The organism is Bacillus cereus group sp. BfR-BA-01309 (genome assembly GCF_022664315.1).
GTDB classification, from domain to species: domain Bacteria; phylum Bacillota; class Bacilli; order Bacillales; family Bacillaceae_G; genus Bacillus_A; species Bacillus_A mobilis.
Genome location: NZ_JAKUHE010000012.1, coordinates 81,925 through 98,558, shown reverse-complemented (window position 1 = coordinate 98,558; position 16,634 = coordinate 81,925). Strand labels below are relative to the sequence as shown.

The following is a 16,634-nucleotide window of genomic DNA, read 5'->3' as shown; positions in this document are numbered from 1 at the left end:
CCTTTTTTGTGTGGATAACGTTATCCACACAATATATAGAATTGTGCATAAATTCCGCAAACCCTTCACAAATTTACATATTATAACGCATAGTAAATGTTAGAATTGTGGATATTTTTCTAAAAAATGTGGACAATGTGGATATAGTTGTTAATATTTCGACTTTACTGTTTAATGAAAGCGTAATCTTCATGTGGATAAGTTGCTGCTTTATCGTATAAAACAACAAAGAACCCTCTTTAAACATATAAAAGAGGGTTTCATATTAAGTAAATAATTGTGCAAGAGCAGGTGATTTAATAGGTATATGATTCGGTTCTACATGATTTTCTGCCAAAATTGTATCCACAATATGACCAGCTGGCTCCGGACGATAAATGCTTTTCATCGCTTCTTTCATTTGAAGAAGCTTCATATCATCTTGTAATAACGCCTCTGTCTTTGCAAAAACCTCACTATCATCACGAATAACAACTGCAGCTCCTTTTCTTTCAAAGTACATCGCATTTTCATTTTCTTGTCCTGGAACAGGCTTATATAAAATGACAGGTACTTGCAATGCTGCCGCTTCACTTAACGTAATACCGCCTGGCTTCGTAATCATACAAGAAGTAACACGGAATAATTCATCAATATTTTCAACATAACCAAATACTTTTAATACATCAGGATTTTTTTCCTGTAACCCTAATAGATCCTGCTTTAACGCTTCATTTTTCCCACAAACGACAACTACTTGTAAATCAGGTACTGACATAAATGATTGGCATAGTTCTTTTACACTTCCTAATACCCCATGAGCACCTGCTACAATTAGTAAAATCTTTTTATTCTTACATAACTGATATTTATTATATATAATGTCTGGATTGATCTTTAGTTCAAAACTACTACGAATCGGAATTCCAGTTTCAACAATTTGCTCCGCAGGCACACCGATATCAACCATAACTTTTTTCACGTGATCAGTTGCTACAAAATAACGATCTACTTCCCGATGAATCCATATTTTGTGCACACAAAAATCCGTTAATACGTTATACACAGGAATTGAAATACCTGTTTGCTTTTTTAACTCTGGTACAGCTATGATCGGAAAAGTATTAATAACAATATCCGGTTTCTCTGCTTGTAAAAGTAATTTCAAACGTTTTCTTCCAAAGTTCGCATACCAAGATGCTATTTTTTTATCATAAATTTTTTCTACGCCGTAATAAAACAAGCGGTATAATTCTTTTCCTATTGTATAACTTTTCAAATATAAATATTTTGTAATATCGGTTATAACTGGATGTGATTCTCCGAACAAATCACATACAATTACATCTTCAATTCCTTTTTGGCGAAATGTTTGTTCTAATGTTTTCGCTACTTGCACATGACCATTGCCGTAATGTGCAGTTAATATTAAAACCTTGGGGTTTTTTATCAAACAAATCCACTCCTAGCTTATTGTTTCTCCATATTGCATATACGACAATAGGAAAAACATTTTCCTTAAAAATTACATAAACAGATTCTAATACTTCTCTTTCAGCTATGTACCTGTCGTGGATATGCAAAGCATATAAGATTGACCCCTTAATCCTATCTGTGCTCATATCTTTACATTATACTTTCCTATAAGAGCTTTCGCAATAACTTACAAATGTTCTCTATTCCATGATACTCACTCTTTTACTTCTTAATTCTTTTTACTATTTTGATTTCCCTTTACAATTATGTAAATTTCTCCACTTATTCCTTACAAAAATATGGATATTCTATTTTCAGTATACTCTTTTCTATATACATACTCTAGGTTTTATTGTGAAGAAAGCAAAAAGCCTAACCCAATATTTGGATTAGACTGCTTGTAAAATATGTCTTGCTTGTTCTACATTTTTTTCAGTAGGTGGTTCTACATTCGCAAGTGGATACTTATGTCCAAGCGCCTCCCATTTATATACACCAAGCTTATGGTACGGTAGCACTTCAACTTTCTGAACATTAGACAGGCTTTGAATAAAGCTAGATAATTTTTGTAGATCCTCTTCATTATCCGTAATACCAGGAACTAATACGTGTCGTACCCAAATCGGTTTATTTTTATCCGATAAATAACGAGCAAATTGTAAAATATGTTCATTTGGTTTTCCTGTTAATTTACGATGTTTCTTTGAATCAATATGTTTCAAATCCAATAAAACTAAATCTGTGTAATCCATTAAAATATCTAGCTTATTTTGGAATTCTGGCTCTTCAGAATAACAACCACCCGAAGAGTCAATTGTTGTATGAATTCCAGCTTCCTTACATTTCTTAAATAATTCAATTAAGAAATCTAGCTGTAATAATGGTTCGCCACCACTAACTGTTATACCGCCTCCAGAAGCTTCAATAAACGGAAGGTAACATGTCACATCCTGCATTACTTCTTCAACTGTTATTTCGTTTCCTTTACCAATCTCCCACGTATCAGCATTATGACAATATTGACAACGTAATAAACACCCTTGTGTAAATATGACATAACGAATTCCTGGGCCATCAACAGTACCACAAGACTCTACAGAATGAATTCTTCCTTTTACCATGTTACTTCCTCCTTTATTGAAGCAGCCTCCCTCTGCTATTTATATAAAGCAGAGGGACACTTTTTCACTTACATACTTTCATGCATTGTACGGTTAATTACATCGATTTGTTGTTCACGAGTTAATTTAATAAAGTTTACAGCGTAACCAGATACGCGAATTGTTAATTGTGGATATTTTTCAGGATGTTCCATTGCATCCATTAATGTTTCACGATTAAATACGTTAATATTTAAGTGATGACCTTCTTTTACTGCATAACCATCAAGCATTGATACTAAGTTACGTACTTGTACATCATCTTCTTTACCAAGTGCTTTTGGAATAATAGAGAATGTATTAGAAATACCATCTTGTGCATCTTCATATGGTAATTTAGCTACAGATAATAATGAAGCTAATGCACCTTTTGTATCACGGCCATGCATTGGGTTCGCACCTGGTGCAAATGGTTCTCCAGTACGGCGACCATCTGGAGTGTTACCAGTTTTCTTACCGTATACAACGTTAGATGTGATTGTTAAGATCGACATTGTATGAACAGAATTTCTGTATGTTTTATGTTTACGAAGTTTATTCATAAATGTTTTTACAAGATTTACAGCGATTTCATCTACACGATCATCATTGTTACCGTATTTAGGGAAATCTCCTTCGATTTCAAAGTCAACTGCAATTCCGTTTTCATCACGAATTGGTTTTACTTTTGCGTGTTTAATTGCACTTAAAGAGTCTGCTACTACAGATAGACCCGCGATACCTGTTGCCATTGTACGAAGAACATTTGTATCATGAAGTGCCATTTCAATACGTTCGTAGCTATATTTATCGTGCATGTAATGAATAACATTTAATGTGTTTAAGTATAGACCCGCTAACCATTCCATTGTCATATCAAACTTATGCATAACTTCTTCATAATCTAATACTTCAGAAGTAATTGGTGCGTACTCAGGACCAACTTGTGCTTTAGATTTTTCATCTTTACCACCGTTAATCGCATATAATAATGCTTTTGCTAAGTTTGCACGTGCACCGAAGAACTGCATTTGTTTACCAATTCTCATTGCAGATACACAACAAGCAATTCCGTAATCATCGCCGTAGTCAGCACGCATAATGTCATCATTTTCATATTGAATTGCTGATGTTTTAATAGACATTTTCGCACAGTAGTTTTTAAAGTTCTGTGGTAATTGTTTAGACCAAAGAACTGTTAAGTTTGGTTCTGGAGCTGGTCCTAAATTATCTAATGTATGCAAGAAACGGAATGAGTTCTTTGTTACTAATGGACGACCATCTAATGCCATACCACCGATAGACTCAGTTACCCAAGTTGGGTCACCAGAGAATAATTCATTATAATCAGGTGTTCTTGCAAATTTCACAAGACGTAATTTCATAATGAAGTGATCCACAATTTCTTGTACTTCTTCTTCTGTTAAAGTACCATTTGCTAAATCTCTTTCAATATAAATATCTAAGAATGTAGAAGTGCGTCCAAGACTCATCGCAGCTCCGTTTTGCTCTTTAATTGCTGCAAGATATGCGAAGTATAACCATTGGAATGCTTCTTGTGTATTTGTTGCAGGCTTAGAAATATCAAAGCCATGAGAAGCAGCCATTTGTTTTAACTCTTGAAGGGCACGCATTTGCTCAGATAACTCTTCGCGTAAACGCATTGTATCTTCGCTCATTACACCGCCAGTTAAATTCAAATCAGCTTTTTTCACTTCAATTAAATGATCAATACCATATAATGCTACGCGTCGGTAGTCACCGATAATACGTCCACGTCCGTATGCATCTGGAAGACCAGTAATTACACCTGATCTACGAGCCGCTTTCATTTCTGGTGTGTATGCATCAAATACACCTTGATTATGCGTTTTTCTCCAATCTCTGAAAATACGACTAAGTTCTTTATCCATTTCGTATCCATAAGATTCACAAGCTTGTTCCGCCATACGAATACCACCATATGGCTGTAAAGAACGTTTAAATGGTTTTTCAGTTTGGAAACCGACTACTTTTTCAATATCTTTATTTAAATATCCTGGTTCATGTGATGTAATAGAAGAAACAATTTTTGTATCCATATCAAGAACGCCACCATTTTCACGTTCTTTCGTTGTTAAATCCATTACTTGATCCCAAAGTTGTTTCGTTGCTTCAGTTGCTCCCGCTAAGAAAGATTCATCTCCTTCGAAAACGTTTACATTATTTAAAATGAAATCGCGAACATCAATCTCTGCTTTCCATTTTTCACCTTTAAAGTTTTCCCATGCGTTTTTAACATTTTCTAATACTTGAGTCATCCTAATCTCCTCCATTTTTGATTAGTACAGGACTAAGATTTTTTATATAACAGCTTACACACTTAGAATACTACTTTTTGGCGAAAGTGAACGAAATAGTTGTGACATGTTTGTGAAATGTTGAGCAATCTACTATATGCATAGTATTAACTTCACTTAAAAGTCTTTATAATTAACCCTTCCCTTAATTGTATTTTTTTGGTATCCTTATATACGAGTCCTATTTTGTAATATAAAAACAATACCCATTGTAGAGCTGTAATACTCTTATCTCCTAATCTGTTATAGTTTTTATAACAGAACAAAAAAGTGTACATATGTTGTACACTTTTTTTGTTACTACTCTAAAACATCTCTTTTTCTATTCCCATCATAGAATCCACCACGACTACCTTCTAATACAATTAATTGCTCTAATCCTTCTATATGATCACCTATAATTCGCAAGACAGCTGGAGGGTGACCTATTTTTGCAAAATGTTCACTGGGACGAATACGGTTCATCTTATCAACCTCTACACGACTTACACATGCAATCTCGAATCCCGACAGAATGGCTTTCACTTGAGCTACACAAGGTGAAAGTAAAGATCTATATCCGATTTCTTTCAAACACTTACGACTAAACGCATTCGGTACAGCGATAAGAGAGCCTACTCCTAGATCTTTTCTATCACAAGCTAAATTTAATGCATATTTAAATGCAGTTACAAGATGAAGCGGTACTCTTAAATCTAAATAATGATTTAGATCATTTAAGGCGACATCCATTCCATCTGCAATAGCTTTTGCGAAAGGATATAACTCTCTAGCTGGAATAACAAAGTCACCGTCTATAAATAATACAATTTCCCCTTTTGCAAAATAAGTTCCTAGTGAACGCCCTACATCATTTCCAAGTGCTTCTTTATATACAATTGTTGTTGCTCCCTTGTCTTTTGCAATCGTTGCTGTTTGATCAGACGAACCATTTACAACAACGATAATTTCAAAAGGTTCAATTTTGCGGAGCTCTTCTATAACGTTTCCAATTGTTTTCTCTTCATCTTGTACAGGAATAATGACCGATAATTGCTTTCCTTTATACAACTTAGATGTGACGCCCCATCCTTGATAAAAATCTTCGAAACTTAAAGTATGATAAACACACTCTCTTTTCCTATTTCCATCGTAATACCCTCCGCGCTCATCGCTGCCCGCTATTCGCTCCGCTACAGCTTCTATATGATCACCTATCATCCGTTTTTCAGATTGAGAAAGACCCGTTCCATACGCAGCATGCTCAATTGGCCGAAATTTATTTGGCGTAATAACATCTATTGCACAATGACGACTAATTCTCCATTTGCTTTGTACTAGGCGTAAATGAGCTACAATAGGATTCACAAAACATTCATATCCAATGCTTTGAACAACTTCTTTCGTCAACGCATGAGGTACAGATAATAAAGAATCAATTTTTAACTCTTCACGCTCTAACATTGCATTTAATATTTGGCGCCATACTGTCACGGAGTGCGGTTTTTGTTTCTTTAAAAATAGTGCGTCCAAATTATTTAAAACGATGTCGGCCTGATCATGTAAAATTGGATTCAGGAATAATTGTAATTTTGAAGTTTGAATAGCAAAATCTCCATCTATAAATAGTAGTACATCACCTATCGCGTGTTTTGCGCCGACTGCACGTCCAACATCGTTCCCGAGCAGCTCTGTATACTCAATTACTTTACACCCTAAACGACTGGCAACCTCTTCTGTACCATCGTTACAACCGTTTGCTACTACAATAATCTCTACTGGATTTAATCCTTTTACCGATTGAATAACGTCTGAAATCGTATCTGCTTCATTACATACAGGTATAATAATTGATAGCGACTTAGCCATTGTTTTCTTCACGAAACCATTTAATAGTTTCTTTCAATCCTTGTTCCCACGTTACTATCGCTTCAAACTGCACAAGTTCTTTTAATTTCGTTACATCTGGTCTTCTATTTGGAATTTCTTCAAAGCCATGTGGGTATACCTCTTCGAAAGGAACTTGGACAATCTTTGAAGAAGATTTCGTTAGCTTTTTAATTACTTCTGCTACTTGCTTTATACTCTTTTCGTTCTCAGAACCTATATTAATAATCTCACCATTTACCTTCTCATCCATTGCCCGAATCGTTGCCTCTACCGCATCACTTACATACGTAAAGCAACGTGTTTGCTTTCCATCTCCATATACGAGAATGTCTTCTCCTTGCAGGGCCGCACTGATAAATCGTGGGATTACCCCTGCATACGGACCATCTTTCGCTCTTGGACCATAAATATTAAAATAACGAACAATCGTTACAGGTAAACCTTCTAAAGCATATCCTAAACATAATGTTTCTTCTAACGTTTTACAAATTGCATAACTCCAACGTATTTTAGAAGTCGCCCCGTATAATCGATCCCCCTCTTCAGAGAAGGGTGGTTTTGCTTTACCATATACTTCTGAAGTAGACGCAAAGACTACTTTCTTCTTTTCTTTTAGCGCTGCTTGTAAAATGTTTCTCGTTCCATCAAAATTCGTTTCAATAAGCTCTATACTCTTTTCCATTGTCGTTTTCACACCTAAAATTGCGGCTAAATGAAACACTACATCATGTTGATTTACTAATTCATAAATTGAGCTTTTATCTAAAACGCTTATTGGAATAACCCGAATTTCTTTCATTAACTCATCATGATATTTATTTTTTCCTTTATAGAAGTTATCAACGATTGTGACCCCATAACCTCTTTTCACTAATTCTTCAGCTAGATGCGATCCAATGAATCCTGCTCCACCTGTAATTAAACATTTCTTACTCATACACTCACCTTCTTTACAATTCCACGTGTATCTATTACTCGCTTCATTCCTTTAAAAAGCTTCCAATCGATATTAGAGTGATCAGTTAAAATTAAATTACAACCCGCTTGTTTAATGACTTGTTCATCCAAAGAAACAGATTGGTACACCTTATCTCCAAATTTTGCAGAAGAAATATATGGATCATGATATTCTATCTCATATCCTTCTTCTATTAACAATTCAATAATTGGCAACGCTGGTGATTCTCTTAAGTCATTTACATCTTTCTTATACGCAATTCCTACAATTAAAACTGATGCAGGTGATTGCACCATGCCTTTTACTTTCTGGACTATTTTCTCTGGCATTTCTTCATTAATTACATGTGCCGCCTCAATTAATTGACTAATTGCTCCATTCTTTTTTATTCTCCATTGAAAATATAAAGGGTCTACTGGAATGCAGTGTCCCCCTATTCCTGGCCCTGGCCAATATGGGGTAAATCCAAACGGTTTTGTAGATGCAGCTTCAAGCGCCTCGTAAAAATCAATTCCTAAACTTTCACATAGTGTGTTTAACTCATTTACTAATGAAATATTGACTAAACGCTGAATATTTTCAAATAACTTACACATTTCCGCTACTTTCGGAGAACTAACTGGAACAACTACATCAAATATAGTGCTATATAACTCCTGTACTTTTTGTTTACACTTTTCTGTTTGTCCACTAATAACTTTTGGAATCGTTTGAACGGAATAGTGACTATTAGCCGGATCAATTCTCTCAGGGGAATATCCGATATAGAAATCTTCTCCTACCTTTTTTCCTGTTTGAGAAATAATCGGAATGATAACTTCCTCGAGCGTACCTGGATATGTGGAGCTTTCGAAAATGAAGGTTTGTCCTTTTTGAAGGTGTTGTTGTATATAATGCGAAGCTGAAATGAGGGCACTTAAGTCTGGTTCTCTTTTTTCATTAATCGGAGTCGGAACAGTGACAATAACATAATCACTATTTTGAAAATCAGCAATACCTTGATCCGGTGTATTTACTATTAATTTTTTTTTAGCCAATAAACTTTGTAACAATTTAGAAGAAACATCTGGAATATAACTTTCTCCTTTTATAATTGATTCTATTTTTCTAGTATCTTTATCTAATCCAATTACTGTATGTCCCCTCTCTGCAAAATGAACTGCCAAAGGAAGGCCAACATACCCTAATCCGATAATAGCAACTGTACTACTAACATTCATCTGTATTCTCTTCTTCCTTTCTCAATTGTTGAATTATATTTCTATCCCGCTCTCCATCTGTAAAACTCCCGCGTTCATCTGTGGATTGCAATAAATATGCAATTGCCTCAAGTTGGTCACCGAAAATACGGTCAAATGCTGGAATACGTCCATTTACAAATCCATGTTGCTCTGGGCGTACACGATTTGTTTTTATAACATCTACAAACTCTACCGCTGTAATAGAGAATCCCTCCAAAATAGCTTTCATTTGAGCTAGTGGCGGAATGATAAGAGAATCATATCCTATTTTCTCTATTACCTTTTTATGCATAGCATGTGGTACTGCCGTTAATGAGTTATTCCATAAATCTGGTCGTTTCGCTACCAAATTCACAAAATATTTTCCCATGCTAATTGGATCTGCCGGATGAAACATATCTAATAAACACTGTAAATCATTTAATGCCACATCATGCCCATCTTCAATCGCATGTAAAAATGGAATTAATTTTTTTCCCGGAATAACAAAATCACCATCGACAAATAAACAAATATCGGCCGTGGCATGCATAGCTCCTATCGCTCGGGCCACATTATGTCCGAGTGCTTCCTCAAATTCAATAACGATAACATGCTCTAACTTTGCTTGTTTAATTGTCTCCAAATCAGCTCCATTCGCAACCACTATAATTTCATCTACTCCTGCTTTTTTTACTTCTTGTATAACAGATCTTATAGTCATCTTCTCTTCTGATACAGGGATAATGGCACTATATTTTGCTTTTTTCTTTTGTAATACAACTCGTTTATACTTTCCTACAAACTCTCTATCCCTAGTTCCTTCCGAAAAACCACCACGCTTACCATAGGTTTCGATTACGTATTGCAAAGCACGTAAATGATCTCCCATAATACGACTAGTCGCTTTCGGATAAGGCGAACCGGGAGATGTACCAGTATGAACAGGACGCACTTTATTTGTATGAATAACATCGACCGAAGCCATATCGACAATATCTACTCCTCTAAACATCGCCATTGCTTGAAACAGTGCGGGATCGGCTAAATTCCACCAACCGAATTTCTGAATAACTTCTCTACTCATTGCATGTGGAATTGCGATTAAAGAACCAACAACAAGCTCTTTTTTATCCAAATAACGATTCAACATAAACTTTCCAACTGTCGTATAATGCGGCCTCATCTTTAAATAAACGGACCATGTTAAATTATTCACAACAATTTGGTGACCTTGCTGAATTCCTTTTATGAAACGTTGCAATTCTTTATTATCAATAACGATGTCACCGTCTAAAAATAAAACAATGTCACCCTTCGCTTCTCTTGCTCCAATCGCCCGTCCAACATCATTGCCAAGAGAATATTGATAATAAATTACTCGGCAATGGTGTTGTAACGCTATTTCTTTTGTCCCATCTGTCGATCCATTATCTACTACGATAATTTCATAAGGTTTCAATTTCTCTACTTCTACTAAAACTTGTGATACAGTACTTGCTTCATTATGCACTGGAATAACAACTGATACTCTCATACTTGTATCACGCTTACCCTTCCAAGCGAACATAAGAAATAATAGGGATACGTACAACTACATCTTCCGGTGGTCCATAAGAAGGAGAAGTACGAACACTTACTGCCCCGTCTGTCACAGATAACAGAATACCTGCAACAATTTCGACCGCTGTCACAACTTGCACTAGCTCACCAACATGATTACGTAATTCATCAGTAAATAACATATATAAGTCTCCTTTCTTACGCCTCTTTAATTGATATAATACTTGTAAATGGTAATAAAACTTCCGTCCCTATTCCTTCTTGCAGTGTTAAGAAATCATCACCAACTGCTACAATCACACCCGTTAACTGTCCAACCGTTACAGTAATTTCTACGTTTTTACCCAAATACTGCTCTGCAATTTCTTTAAAAGGTGATGTATTACATTCTTTTAAAATGTTACAAATAATAGATTGAAATCTACTTGATTCAATAAATTCTTCCGTAGCTTGCTTAGAGTTTCTTTGAATAAATCTCGCAAAGTTTTGTGAAAATAAAAGTCTTTCCACAGCAGGTAATAACTTATTATCTAAAAAATAATCCAATTGCCTATTAAACAATCTCGATAACTTTTTCCAATACTTACCGAACAGACACATACACTTCTCCTCCTATTATTTTTAAAGTATACAAAATACATCTATACATCTTAATGTATACAAAGCAGGCTTTTTTTGTGATAGGTAAGACATACATTTTTCAACGAAACAATATGTTCTAAACACAAAAAAGATAGATGGTATCCCATCTATCTTTATATATATTTTAATTTTTAATTGTAATTATGGCAGAGACACTGTAATAAACCGCTCGTGGCAATTCTGCCTGTTCACTTATAGAAGCTGTAACAAGTGAACCACCGCTTGCTGAAAAATACTTAACAGCTTCTAACGGAATACCATCCTCTTTCACATCAATATGCGTTCCATCTCGCCAGTCTATTTTCTGCATTGTTGCTGAAAGGTCCCCAGTCACTTTAGCATATTCTTTACCATCCACACCTAAAAAAATCCATTCCCACTTTGTTAAACTTAGTACTTGTTTCAATTCTCCAATTTTCTTTCCCTCTACATCGGAAAAAATATAGAAATGGCGTACTCCCATCTTCTTTTGAACACGCAACAATCTTTCTCCCGAGTGATTATATAAATAAAATTGTTGCTTATGTAGTCCCTTAACAAAAATAGAAAGTACAGCTTGCCATACACGTTGCATAACAAAATCATACTCTTCTTTTAAAAAACCTACTGCACTGCCATCTAACCCAAAATATGTTATTACTTGAAATATCCCTACCTCTTTGCGAACAACAAATTTTCGTTGCTCTAATAATTCAGAAGCCTCTATATTATAAATTTCCTGCTTAAGCATTTTCGATCTTCTTTCTTCTATAAAGCTATATATTAATAATCCAAATGCTGGTAGTACAACACCTATTAATTTTAGATTTTCTTTCTCCGAAGTGAATAGCATCCCCTTTTTATATTCCATTACTAATCCAATTGCGACAATAATCCATACGATGACAGCTACAAAAAAAATGCGTTTCGCGTTACGTGCGTGATGCTTATGTATACCCATATCCCTCCCCCTTTTCCATTTATCCCGCTATTCGCCGTGCAGTGAGCCCCCCACTTCAAAATTCAGCGAAAGCAAAGAAGTTAGGTGGGGATCGACTGCTCGTTAATGCCCGATTGGTTCAACTAATAATCAGTAAGGGATGAAGAAAACCCCCACTGATTAAAGTTTCACTTTATTTCATTATCTCATTGCACATACACGTCCTCAATAAAAAAAGACCATCCAAAAGGATAGTCTCTTACACTTCAACATTTCGCAACATCGTGTAAATGTCGTTATTCACTTTACCAAATGATTTAATGTTGTTTTGAATGTTAGATAATAAAACGACATACACACTTCCGTTTTTACTAAATCCATTTAAACAATTCCATCCTGGCATTACACCGTGATTCGAATAACTTCCTGGGTCTACATACCAACCAAATCCGTAATCCTTTTTCACGGCCGTAAACATTTGATCATAACTCTCTTTTGAAATTAACTTTCCAGAGAAGAGTGCTTCATTAAATAAATATAAATCATGTGCACTTGTATATATATCACCACAACCATATAGTTGTGACATACTTGGAATATTAGGTGTTGTCATATTGTTATTTACTATTTTATAACCTGTCGATGGAAACCTTGTTTGCTCTAGCGCTTTGCCGAAACCAGACTGCTTCATACCCGCAGTAGCAAAAATATGTTGTTTAATATACTCTTCTAACGGTTGTCCACTTACCTTCTCAGCGATATAGGCCAGTATCGAATAGTTCGAATCGGAATATTTCCATTTCTCCCCTGGACTCCCAATACGCTTTTGTTTTCCTATTCGTTTTATCAATTCCTCATGAGAAATATCCTCTGTTCCCTGTTCATACTCTGGAATCCCTGATGTATGTGTTAGTAAATGTTTTAACTGAATACCATTACCTTGAGGGAAATCTGGAATATACTTTGCAACCGTATCCTCTACGTTCAACTTATTTTGATCTTTTAATTGCATAATAGCCGTCGCTACAAACGCCTTTGAAATAGATCCAATATAAAAAGTTGTCTCTGAATTATTCGGTACTTGTTTCTCTTTGTTCGCCATACCGTATCCTTTATTCAAAAGAACTTTTCCGTTCTTCACAATAACAGCTGTCCCGCTAAATCCTGCGTTTTGTAAATATTGATCTAATTGAGCGTTTTCATTAATTTCTTGAGGTGGTCCCTCAGCAGGCTTTTCCACAGCTTGTACTTGCTTCACTTGTTCTTCCTGCTCTTTTTGTTTTTGTGCTTCTTGTTTCTTTTTTTCTTCTTTCTTTTTCAGCTCTTCTTGTTTCTTCATTTCTGCCGCTGCTTTTAAAGTTTCTTCTTTCTTATTATCCGCAACAATTTTTGTATACATGAAATATACAACTGAAAATAGTAAGACGAGAATGATTGTTCTTTTTATGTATACAATCGGCCGACGTGCTTTCCCATTCGCATTAATTTTTTCCTGATCCATGATTGCTTTTTTCCCCTTATTTACCGATAATTTAATTCCACTACACAAGATTCATTTCGGATCTTTTTCATAGATTTTCGACATTCCATTCGACGTCATCCCTACTTTATCACGCACTGCACATATTACCAACCTATATGTATAAAAAAGAAAAAGAAAATTTACAAAAGTAAGATTGCTGTTAAATTTTTAATAAAAAAAGAGGATATCCTCTAAAAAATTGATGTTATCAATCTTTTGGGATATCCTCTTATCTCATTATTTATACGTGTTTTTTCATATCATCGGCAACAGATTCAACATTTGTACCTACAATAACTTGGACACTCGTGTTACTTAATTTCATAACACCTTTTGCACCAGCACGTTTTAATGCTGCTTCGTTTACTTGACCAGCATCTTTCACTTGTAAGCGTAGACGTGTTGCACAGTTATCAATAACTGTTAAGTTTTCTTTTCCACCTAAAGCTGCTACGTAAGTTTCACCAATTGAACCTGCAACTGGAGCTTCTTCACCTTCAGCTAGCTCCTCTTCGTCTTCACGACCAGGAGTTTTTAGGTCGAACTTCTTAATTAAGAAATAGAATACAACGAAATAAATTACTGCGTAAATTAAACCGACTCCCGCGAGTAATACTGGTTTTGTTGCAATACCGAAGTTTAAGAAGTAATCGATTGCACCGGCACTAAACGTGAAACCATCGTGAATGCCAAGAGTTGTTGTAATGAATAGAGACAGACCTGTTAATACAGCATGAATACCATATAATACTGGTGATAAGAACATGAATGAGAATTCAATTGGTTCTGTAATACCAGTTAAGAATGAAGTTAATGCTAGACCACCTAACATACCTGTAACCATTTTACGGTTTTCTGGCTTAGCAGCCGCAATCATTGCGAAACATGCTGCTGGTAAACCGAACATCATAACTGGGAAGAAACCAGTCATAAACATACCCGCTGTTTTATCTCCTGCAAGGAAGCGAGCAATATCACCATTTACAACATTACCTGCTGCATTTGTAAAGTCACCAAGTACGAACCAGAAGTATGTGTTCATTACATGGTGCAAACCGATTGGAATTAATAGACGGTTTAATAAACCAAATAGACCTGAACCAACTGCCCCTAAATTAACAATTCCATGAGCTAATGCATCGATAGCATTTTGAATTGCTGGCCAAATTTGTGCGAATAGAATTCCTAATAGTAACATCACAACCGATGTAACAATCGGAACGAAACGTTTTCCAGCAAAGAATCCTAACCATTCTGGAAGTTTAATCTTATGGAATTTATTATAAAGAAGTCCTGCTATAACACCGACAATAATACCACCTAAAACTTTCATATCCACTTTAGTCGATAATTCGGCTGCTTTAGATACCTGTGTCATTGTATCTGCAAGCTTAGATGGATCTACATTAGCGCTATTACCTATTAAATCTTGAACTTTGCCTAACTTATCTTGTAATTCTACAGTAGAATATCCCTTACTAAGTGCATCAATACTATTTTTCATAACTAGATAACCAATTGCACCTGCAAGACCTGCCGCACCACTACCATCAACAGACAAACCGATTGCAATACCAATTGCAAAAATAAGTGCTAAATTATCAAAAACTGCTGCACCGGCCTGTGCCATAACAGGAATATTAAATACATCTGGTTGCCCTAAACGAAGCAATAATCCTGCTGCTGGTAGCACTGCGATTGGAAGCATTAACGCTTTACCAATACGTTGTAGAAACTGCAACATTTTAATTCCCCCTATCAAATTTATGAAATCGTTATCATTATAAGTACGCCTTAGAAAACGCTTTCTATTTACATATCCATAATAACATATAGTTGTATAGATGTGTAGTTTTTATTTTTGAATTTTTTATGGATAAATCTCCTATTTCCAAACTGTTATATAAAAGGAAAATTCTCCTTTTTCAATATAGAATACTCGAAACGAAATACCTACTATAGAACATGTAACTTTCGTTTTATCATTCCACTTTTTCATGTTATTATTTATTTCCGAGCATATCGGGAAAAGTAAACTTAGTTAATTCGAAATAGGAGCGTCGGTACTATGCAGTGCATTGAAACAAACAACTTACAACAGTTGTTAGAACAAGTAAAACCATATACGAAAAAAGGAAAGCTTGCTACTTATATCCCCGAACTAGGAAATGCAAATCCAGATGATTTAGGGATTGCCATTTTCCATAAAGAAACAGAATACATCCATGCTGGCAACTCACAAACACTATTTACTCTTCAAAGTATTTCAAAAGTAATTACACTTGCACTTGCCCTTTTAGATCGTGGTGAAGAATATGTATTTTCTAAAGTTGGAATGGAGCCAACTGGTGATCCATTTAATTCTATTATTAAGCTAGAAACGACAAGTCCCTCTAAGCCACTTAATCCAATGATTAATGCAGGGGCACTAGCCATTACAAGCATGTTAACAGGAAAAGATAATGAAGAAAAAATGGAGCGTATCCTTCATTTTGTACGTGAAATAACAGATAATCCTACTATTAATTATTCTTCTAAAGTTGCCAATTCAGAATTAGAGACAGCTTACTTAAACCGTTCACTTTGTTACTATATGAAACAAAACGGAATTATCGATTGTGACATCGAAGAACTTATGGATTTATACACTCGTCAATGTGCAGTTGAAGTAAACTGTATAGATTTAGCGCGTATCGGCTTAATTTTTGCGATGGATGGATATGATCCATATAAGAAAAAACAAATTATCCCTAAACATATTACAAAAATCTGTAAAACATTTATGGTTACATGTGGTATGTATAACGAGTCTGGGGAATTTGCGATCCGCGTTGGTATCCCAGCAAAAAGTGGCGTAGCTGGTGGCATTTTCGGCTGCGTAAAAGGAGAAATGGGAATTGGTATTTTCGGACCGGCTTTAGATGCAAACGGAAATAGTATCGCTGGTTTTAAAATTCTTGAACTTCTTTCTGCTCAAGAAGGTTGGAGCATTTTTTAATTGAGAGTTA

General features: G+C 35.3%; 14 protein-coding genes. 1 reads left to right on the top strand and 13 read right to left on the bottom strand.

Annotation, left to right across the window (positions count from 1 at the left end):
* Window positions 1-265: 265 nt before the first annotated feature.
* From MR115_RS21750 to MR115_RS30090, 13 genes are all read right to left on the bottom strand, one after another.
* Window positions 266-1,432, bottom strand: coding sequence for a diglucosyl diacylglycerol synthase (locus MR115_RS21750; protein ID WP_242242745.1), 1,167 nt, complete (start codon window positions 1,430-1,432; stop codon window positions 266-268).
* Window positions 1,433-1,844: 412 nt separating this feature from the next.
* Window positions 1,845-2,576 (bottom strand): pyruvate formate-lyase-activating protein, encoded by a 732-nt coding sequence (pflA, locus tag MR115_RS21745; protein ID WP_063263175.1) that lies wholly within the window; start codon window positions 2,574-2,576, stop codon window positions 1,845-1,847.
* A 68-nt stretch (window positions 2,577-2,644) separates the two neighbouring features.
* A complete protein-coding gene (gene pflB, locus MR115_RS21740) occupies window positions 2,645-4,894 on the bottom strand; it encodes a formate C-acetyltransferase (RefSeq protein WP_061676739.1) in 2,250 nt (749 codons plus the stop codon).
* 339 nt (window positions 4,895-5,233) lie between these two features.
* Window positions 5,234-6,781 carry a glycosyltransferase family 2 protein gene (locus MR115_RS21735; RefSeq protein ID WP_242242744.1) on the bottom strand — a complete coding sequence of 516 codons (1,548 nt, stop codon included), beginning with the start codon at window positions 6,779-6,781 and terminating at the stop codon, window positions 5,234-5,236.
* A complete protein-coding gene (locus tag MR115_RS21730; protein ID WP_063263178.1) occupies window positions 6,774-7,739 on the bottom strand; it encodes an NAD-dependent epimerase/dehydratase family protein in 966 nt (321 codons plus the stop codon). The genes MR115_RS21735 and MR115_RS21730 overlap by 8 nt, the downstream gene beginning before the upstream one ends.
* On the bottom strand, window positions 7,736-8,980 hold the full coding sequence (locus MR115_RS21725) for a nucleotide sugar dehydrogenase (protein ID WP_242242743.1): 1,245 nt from the start codon (window positions 8,978-8,980) through the stop codon (window positions 7,736-7,738). The genes MR115_RS21730 and MR115_RS21725 overlap by 4 nt, the downstream gene beginning before the upstream one ends.
* The gene (locus tag MR115_RS21720; RefSeq protein WP_375337821.1) at window positions 8,970-10,550 is read right to left on the bottom strand and encodes a glycosyltransferase family 2 protein; all 1,581 of its coding nucleotides are present in this window, start codon (window positions 10,548-10,550) and stop codon (window positions 8,970-8,972) included. Before MR115_RS21720 ends, MR115_RS21725 begins: the two co-directional genes overlap by 11 nt.
* Window positions 10,531-10,725 (bottom strand): LSm family protein, encoded by a 195-nt coding sequence (locus tag MR115_RS21715; RefSeq protein WP_002166988.1) that lies wholly within the window; start codon window positions 10,723-10,725, stop codon window positions 10,531-10,533. Before MR115_RS21715 ends, MR115_RS21720 begins: the two co-directional genes overlap by 20 nt.
* Before the next feature lie 16 nt (window positions 10,726-10,741).
* Complete coding sequence (locus MR115_RS21710) at window positions 10,742-11,143, bottom strand: LSm family protein (protein WP_000335520.1); 402 nt, start codon at window positions 11,141-11,143, stop codon at window positions 10,742-10,744.
* 166 nt (window positions 11,144-11,309) lie between these two features.
* Entirely contained in the window at window positions 11,310-12,125 is an 816-nt protein-coding gene (locus MR115_RS21705; protein ID WP_242242741.1) for a sugar ABC transporter ATP-binding protein, read from the bottom strand.
* A 238-nt stretch (window positions 12,126-12,363) separates the two neighbouring features.
* Window positions 12,364-13,605, bottom strand: a complete 1,242-nt coding sequence (locus MR115_RS21700; RefSeq protein WP_242242740.1) for a serine hydrolase domain-containing protein — start codon at window positions 13,603-13,605, stop codon at window positions 12,364-12,366.
* Between the two features lie 262 nt (window positions 13,606-13,867).
* Complete coding sequence (nagE, locus tag MR115_RS21695; protein WP_242242739.1) at window positions 13,868-15,370, bottom strand: N-acetylglucosamine-specific PTS transporter subunit IIBC; 1,503 nt, start codon at window positions 15,368-15,370, stop codon at window positions 13,868-13,870.
* A 141-nt stretch (window positions 15,371-15,511) separates the two neighbouring features.
* Window positions 15,512-15,625: a transcriptional regulator gene (locus tag MR115_RS30090; protein WP_087957287.1), complete on the bottom strand. Its 114-nt coding sequence runs from the start codon at window positions 15,623-15,625 to the stop codon at window positions 15,512-15,514.
* A 69-nt stretch (window positions 15,626-15,694) separates the two neighbouring features.
* Here MR115_RS30090 and glsA point away from each other — a divergent pair, with 69 nt between their 5' ends.
* A complete protein-coding gene (gene glsA / locus MR115_RS21690; RefSeq protein ID WP_063221674.1) occupies window positions 15,695-16,624 on the top strand; it encodes a glutaminase A in 930 nt (309 codons plus the stop codon).
* Window positions 16,625-16,634: the final 10 nt, after the last annotated feature.

Bases quoted from the DNA above. Each gene is read 5' to 3' on its own strand.
- MR115_RS21715 (WP_002166988.1), bottom strand. From the start codon at position 10,725: ATGTTATTTACTGATGAATTACGTAATCATGTTGGTGAGCTAGTGCAA.
- glsA (WP_063221674.1), top strand. From the start codon at position 15,695: ATGCAGTGCATTGAAACAAACAACTTACAACAGTTGTTAGAACAAGTA.
- MR115_RS30090 (WP_087957287.1), bottom strand. From the start codon at position 15,625: ATGAAAAAGTGGAATGATAAAACGAAAGTTACATGTTCTATAGTAGGT.
- MR115_RS21735 (WP_242242744.1), bottom strand. From the start codon at position 6,781: ATGGCTAAGTCGCTATCAATTATTATACCTGTATGTAATGAAGCAGAT.
- pflA (WP_063263175.1), bottom strand. From the start codon at position 2,576: ATGGTAAAAGGAAGAATTCATTCTGTAGAGTCTTGTGGTACTGTTGAT.
- MR115_RS21710 (WP_000335520.1), bottom strand. From the start codon at position 11,143: ATGTGTCTGTTCGGTAAGTATTGGAAAAAGTTATCGAGATTGTTTAAT.
- MR115_RS21705 (WP_242242741.1), bottom strand. From the start codon at position 12,125: ATGGGTATACATAAGCATCACGCACGTAACGCGAAACGCATTTTTTTT.
- nagE (WP_242242739.1), bottom strand. From the start codon at position 15,370: ATGTTGCAGTTTCTACAACGTATTGGTAAAGCGTTAATGCTTCCAATC.
- MR115_RS21720 (WP_375337821.1), bottom strand. From the start codon at position 10,550: ATGTTCGCTTGGAAGGGTAAGCGTGATACAAGTATGAGAGTATCAGTT.
- pflB (WP_061676739.1), bottom strand. From the start codon at position 4,894: ATGACTCAAGTATTAGAAAATGTTAAAAACGCATGGGAAAACTTTAAA.
- MR115_RS21700 (WP_242242740.1), bottom strand. From the start codon at position 13,605: ATGGATCAGGAAAAAATTAATGCGAATGGGAAAGCACGTCGGCCGATT.
- MR115_RS21730 (WP_063263178.1), bottom strand. From the start codon at position 7,739: ATGAGTAAGAAATGTTTAATTACAGGTGGAGCAGGATTCATTGGATCG.
- MR115_RS21725 (WP_242242743.1), bottom strand. From the start codon at position 8,980: ATGAATGTTAGTAGTACAGTTGCTATTATCGGATTAGGGTATGTTGGC.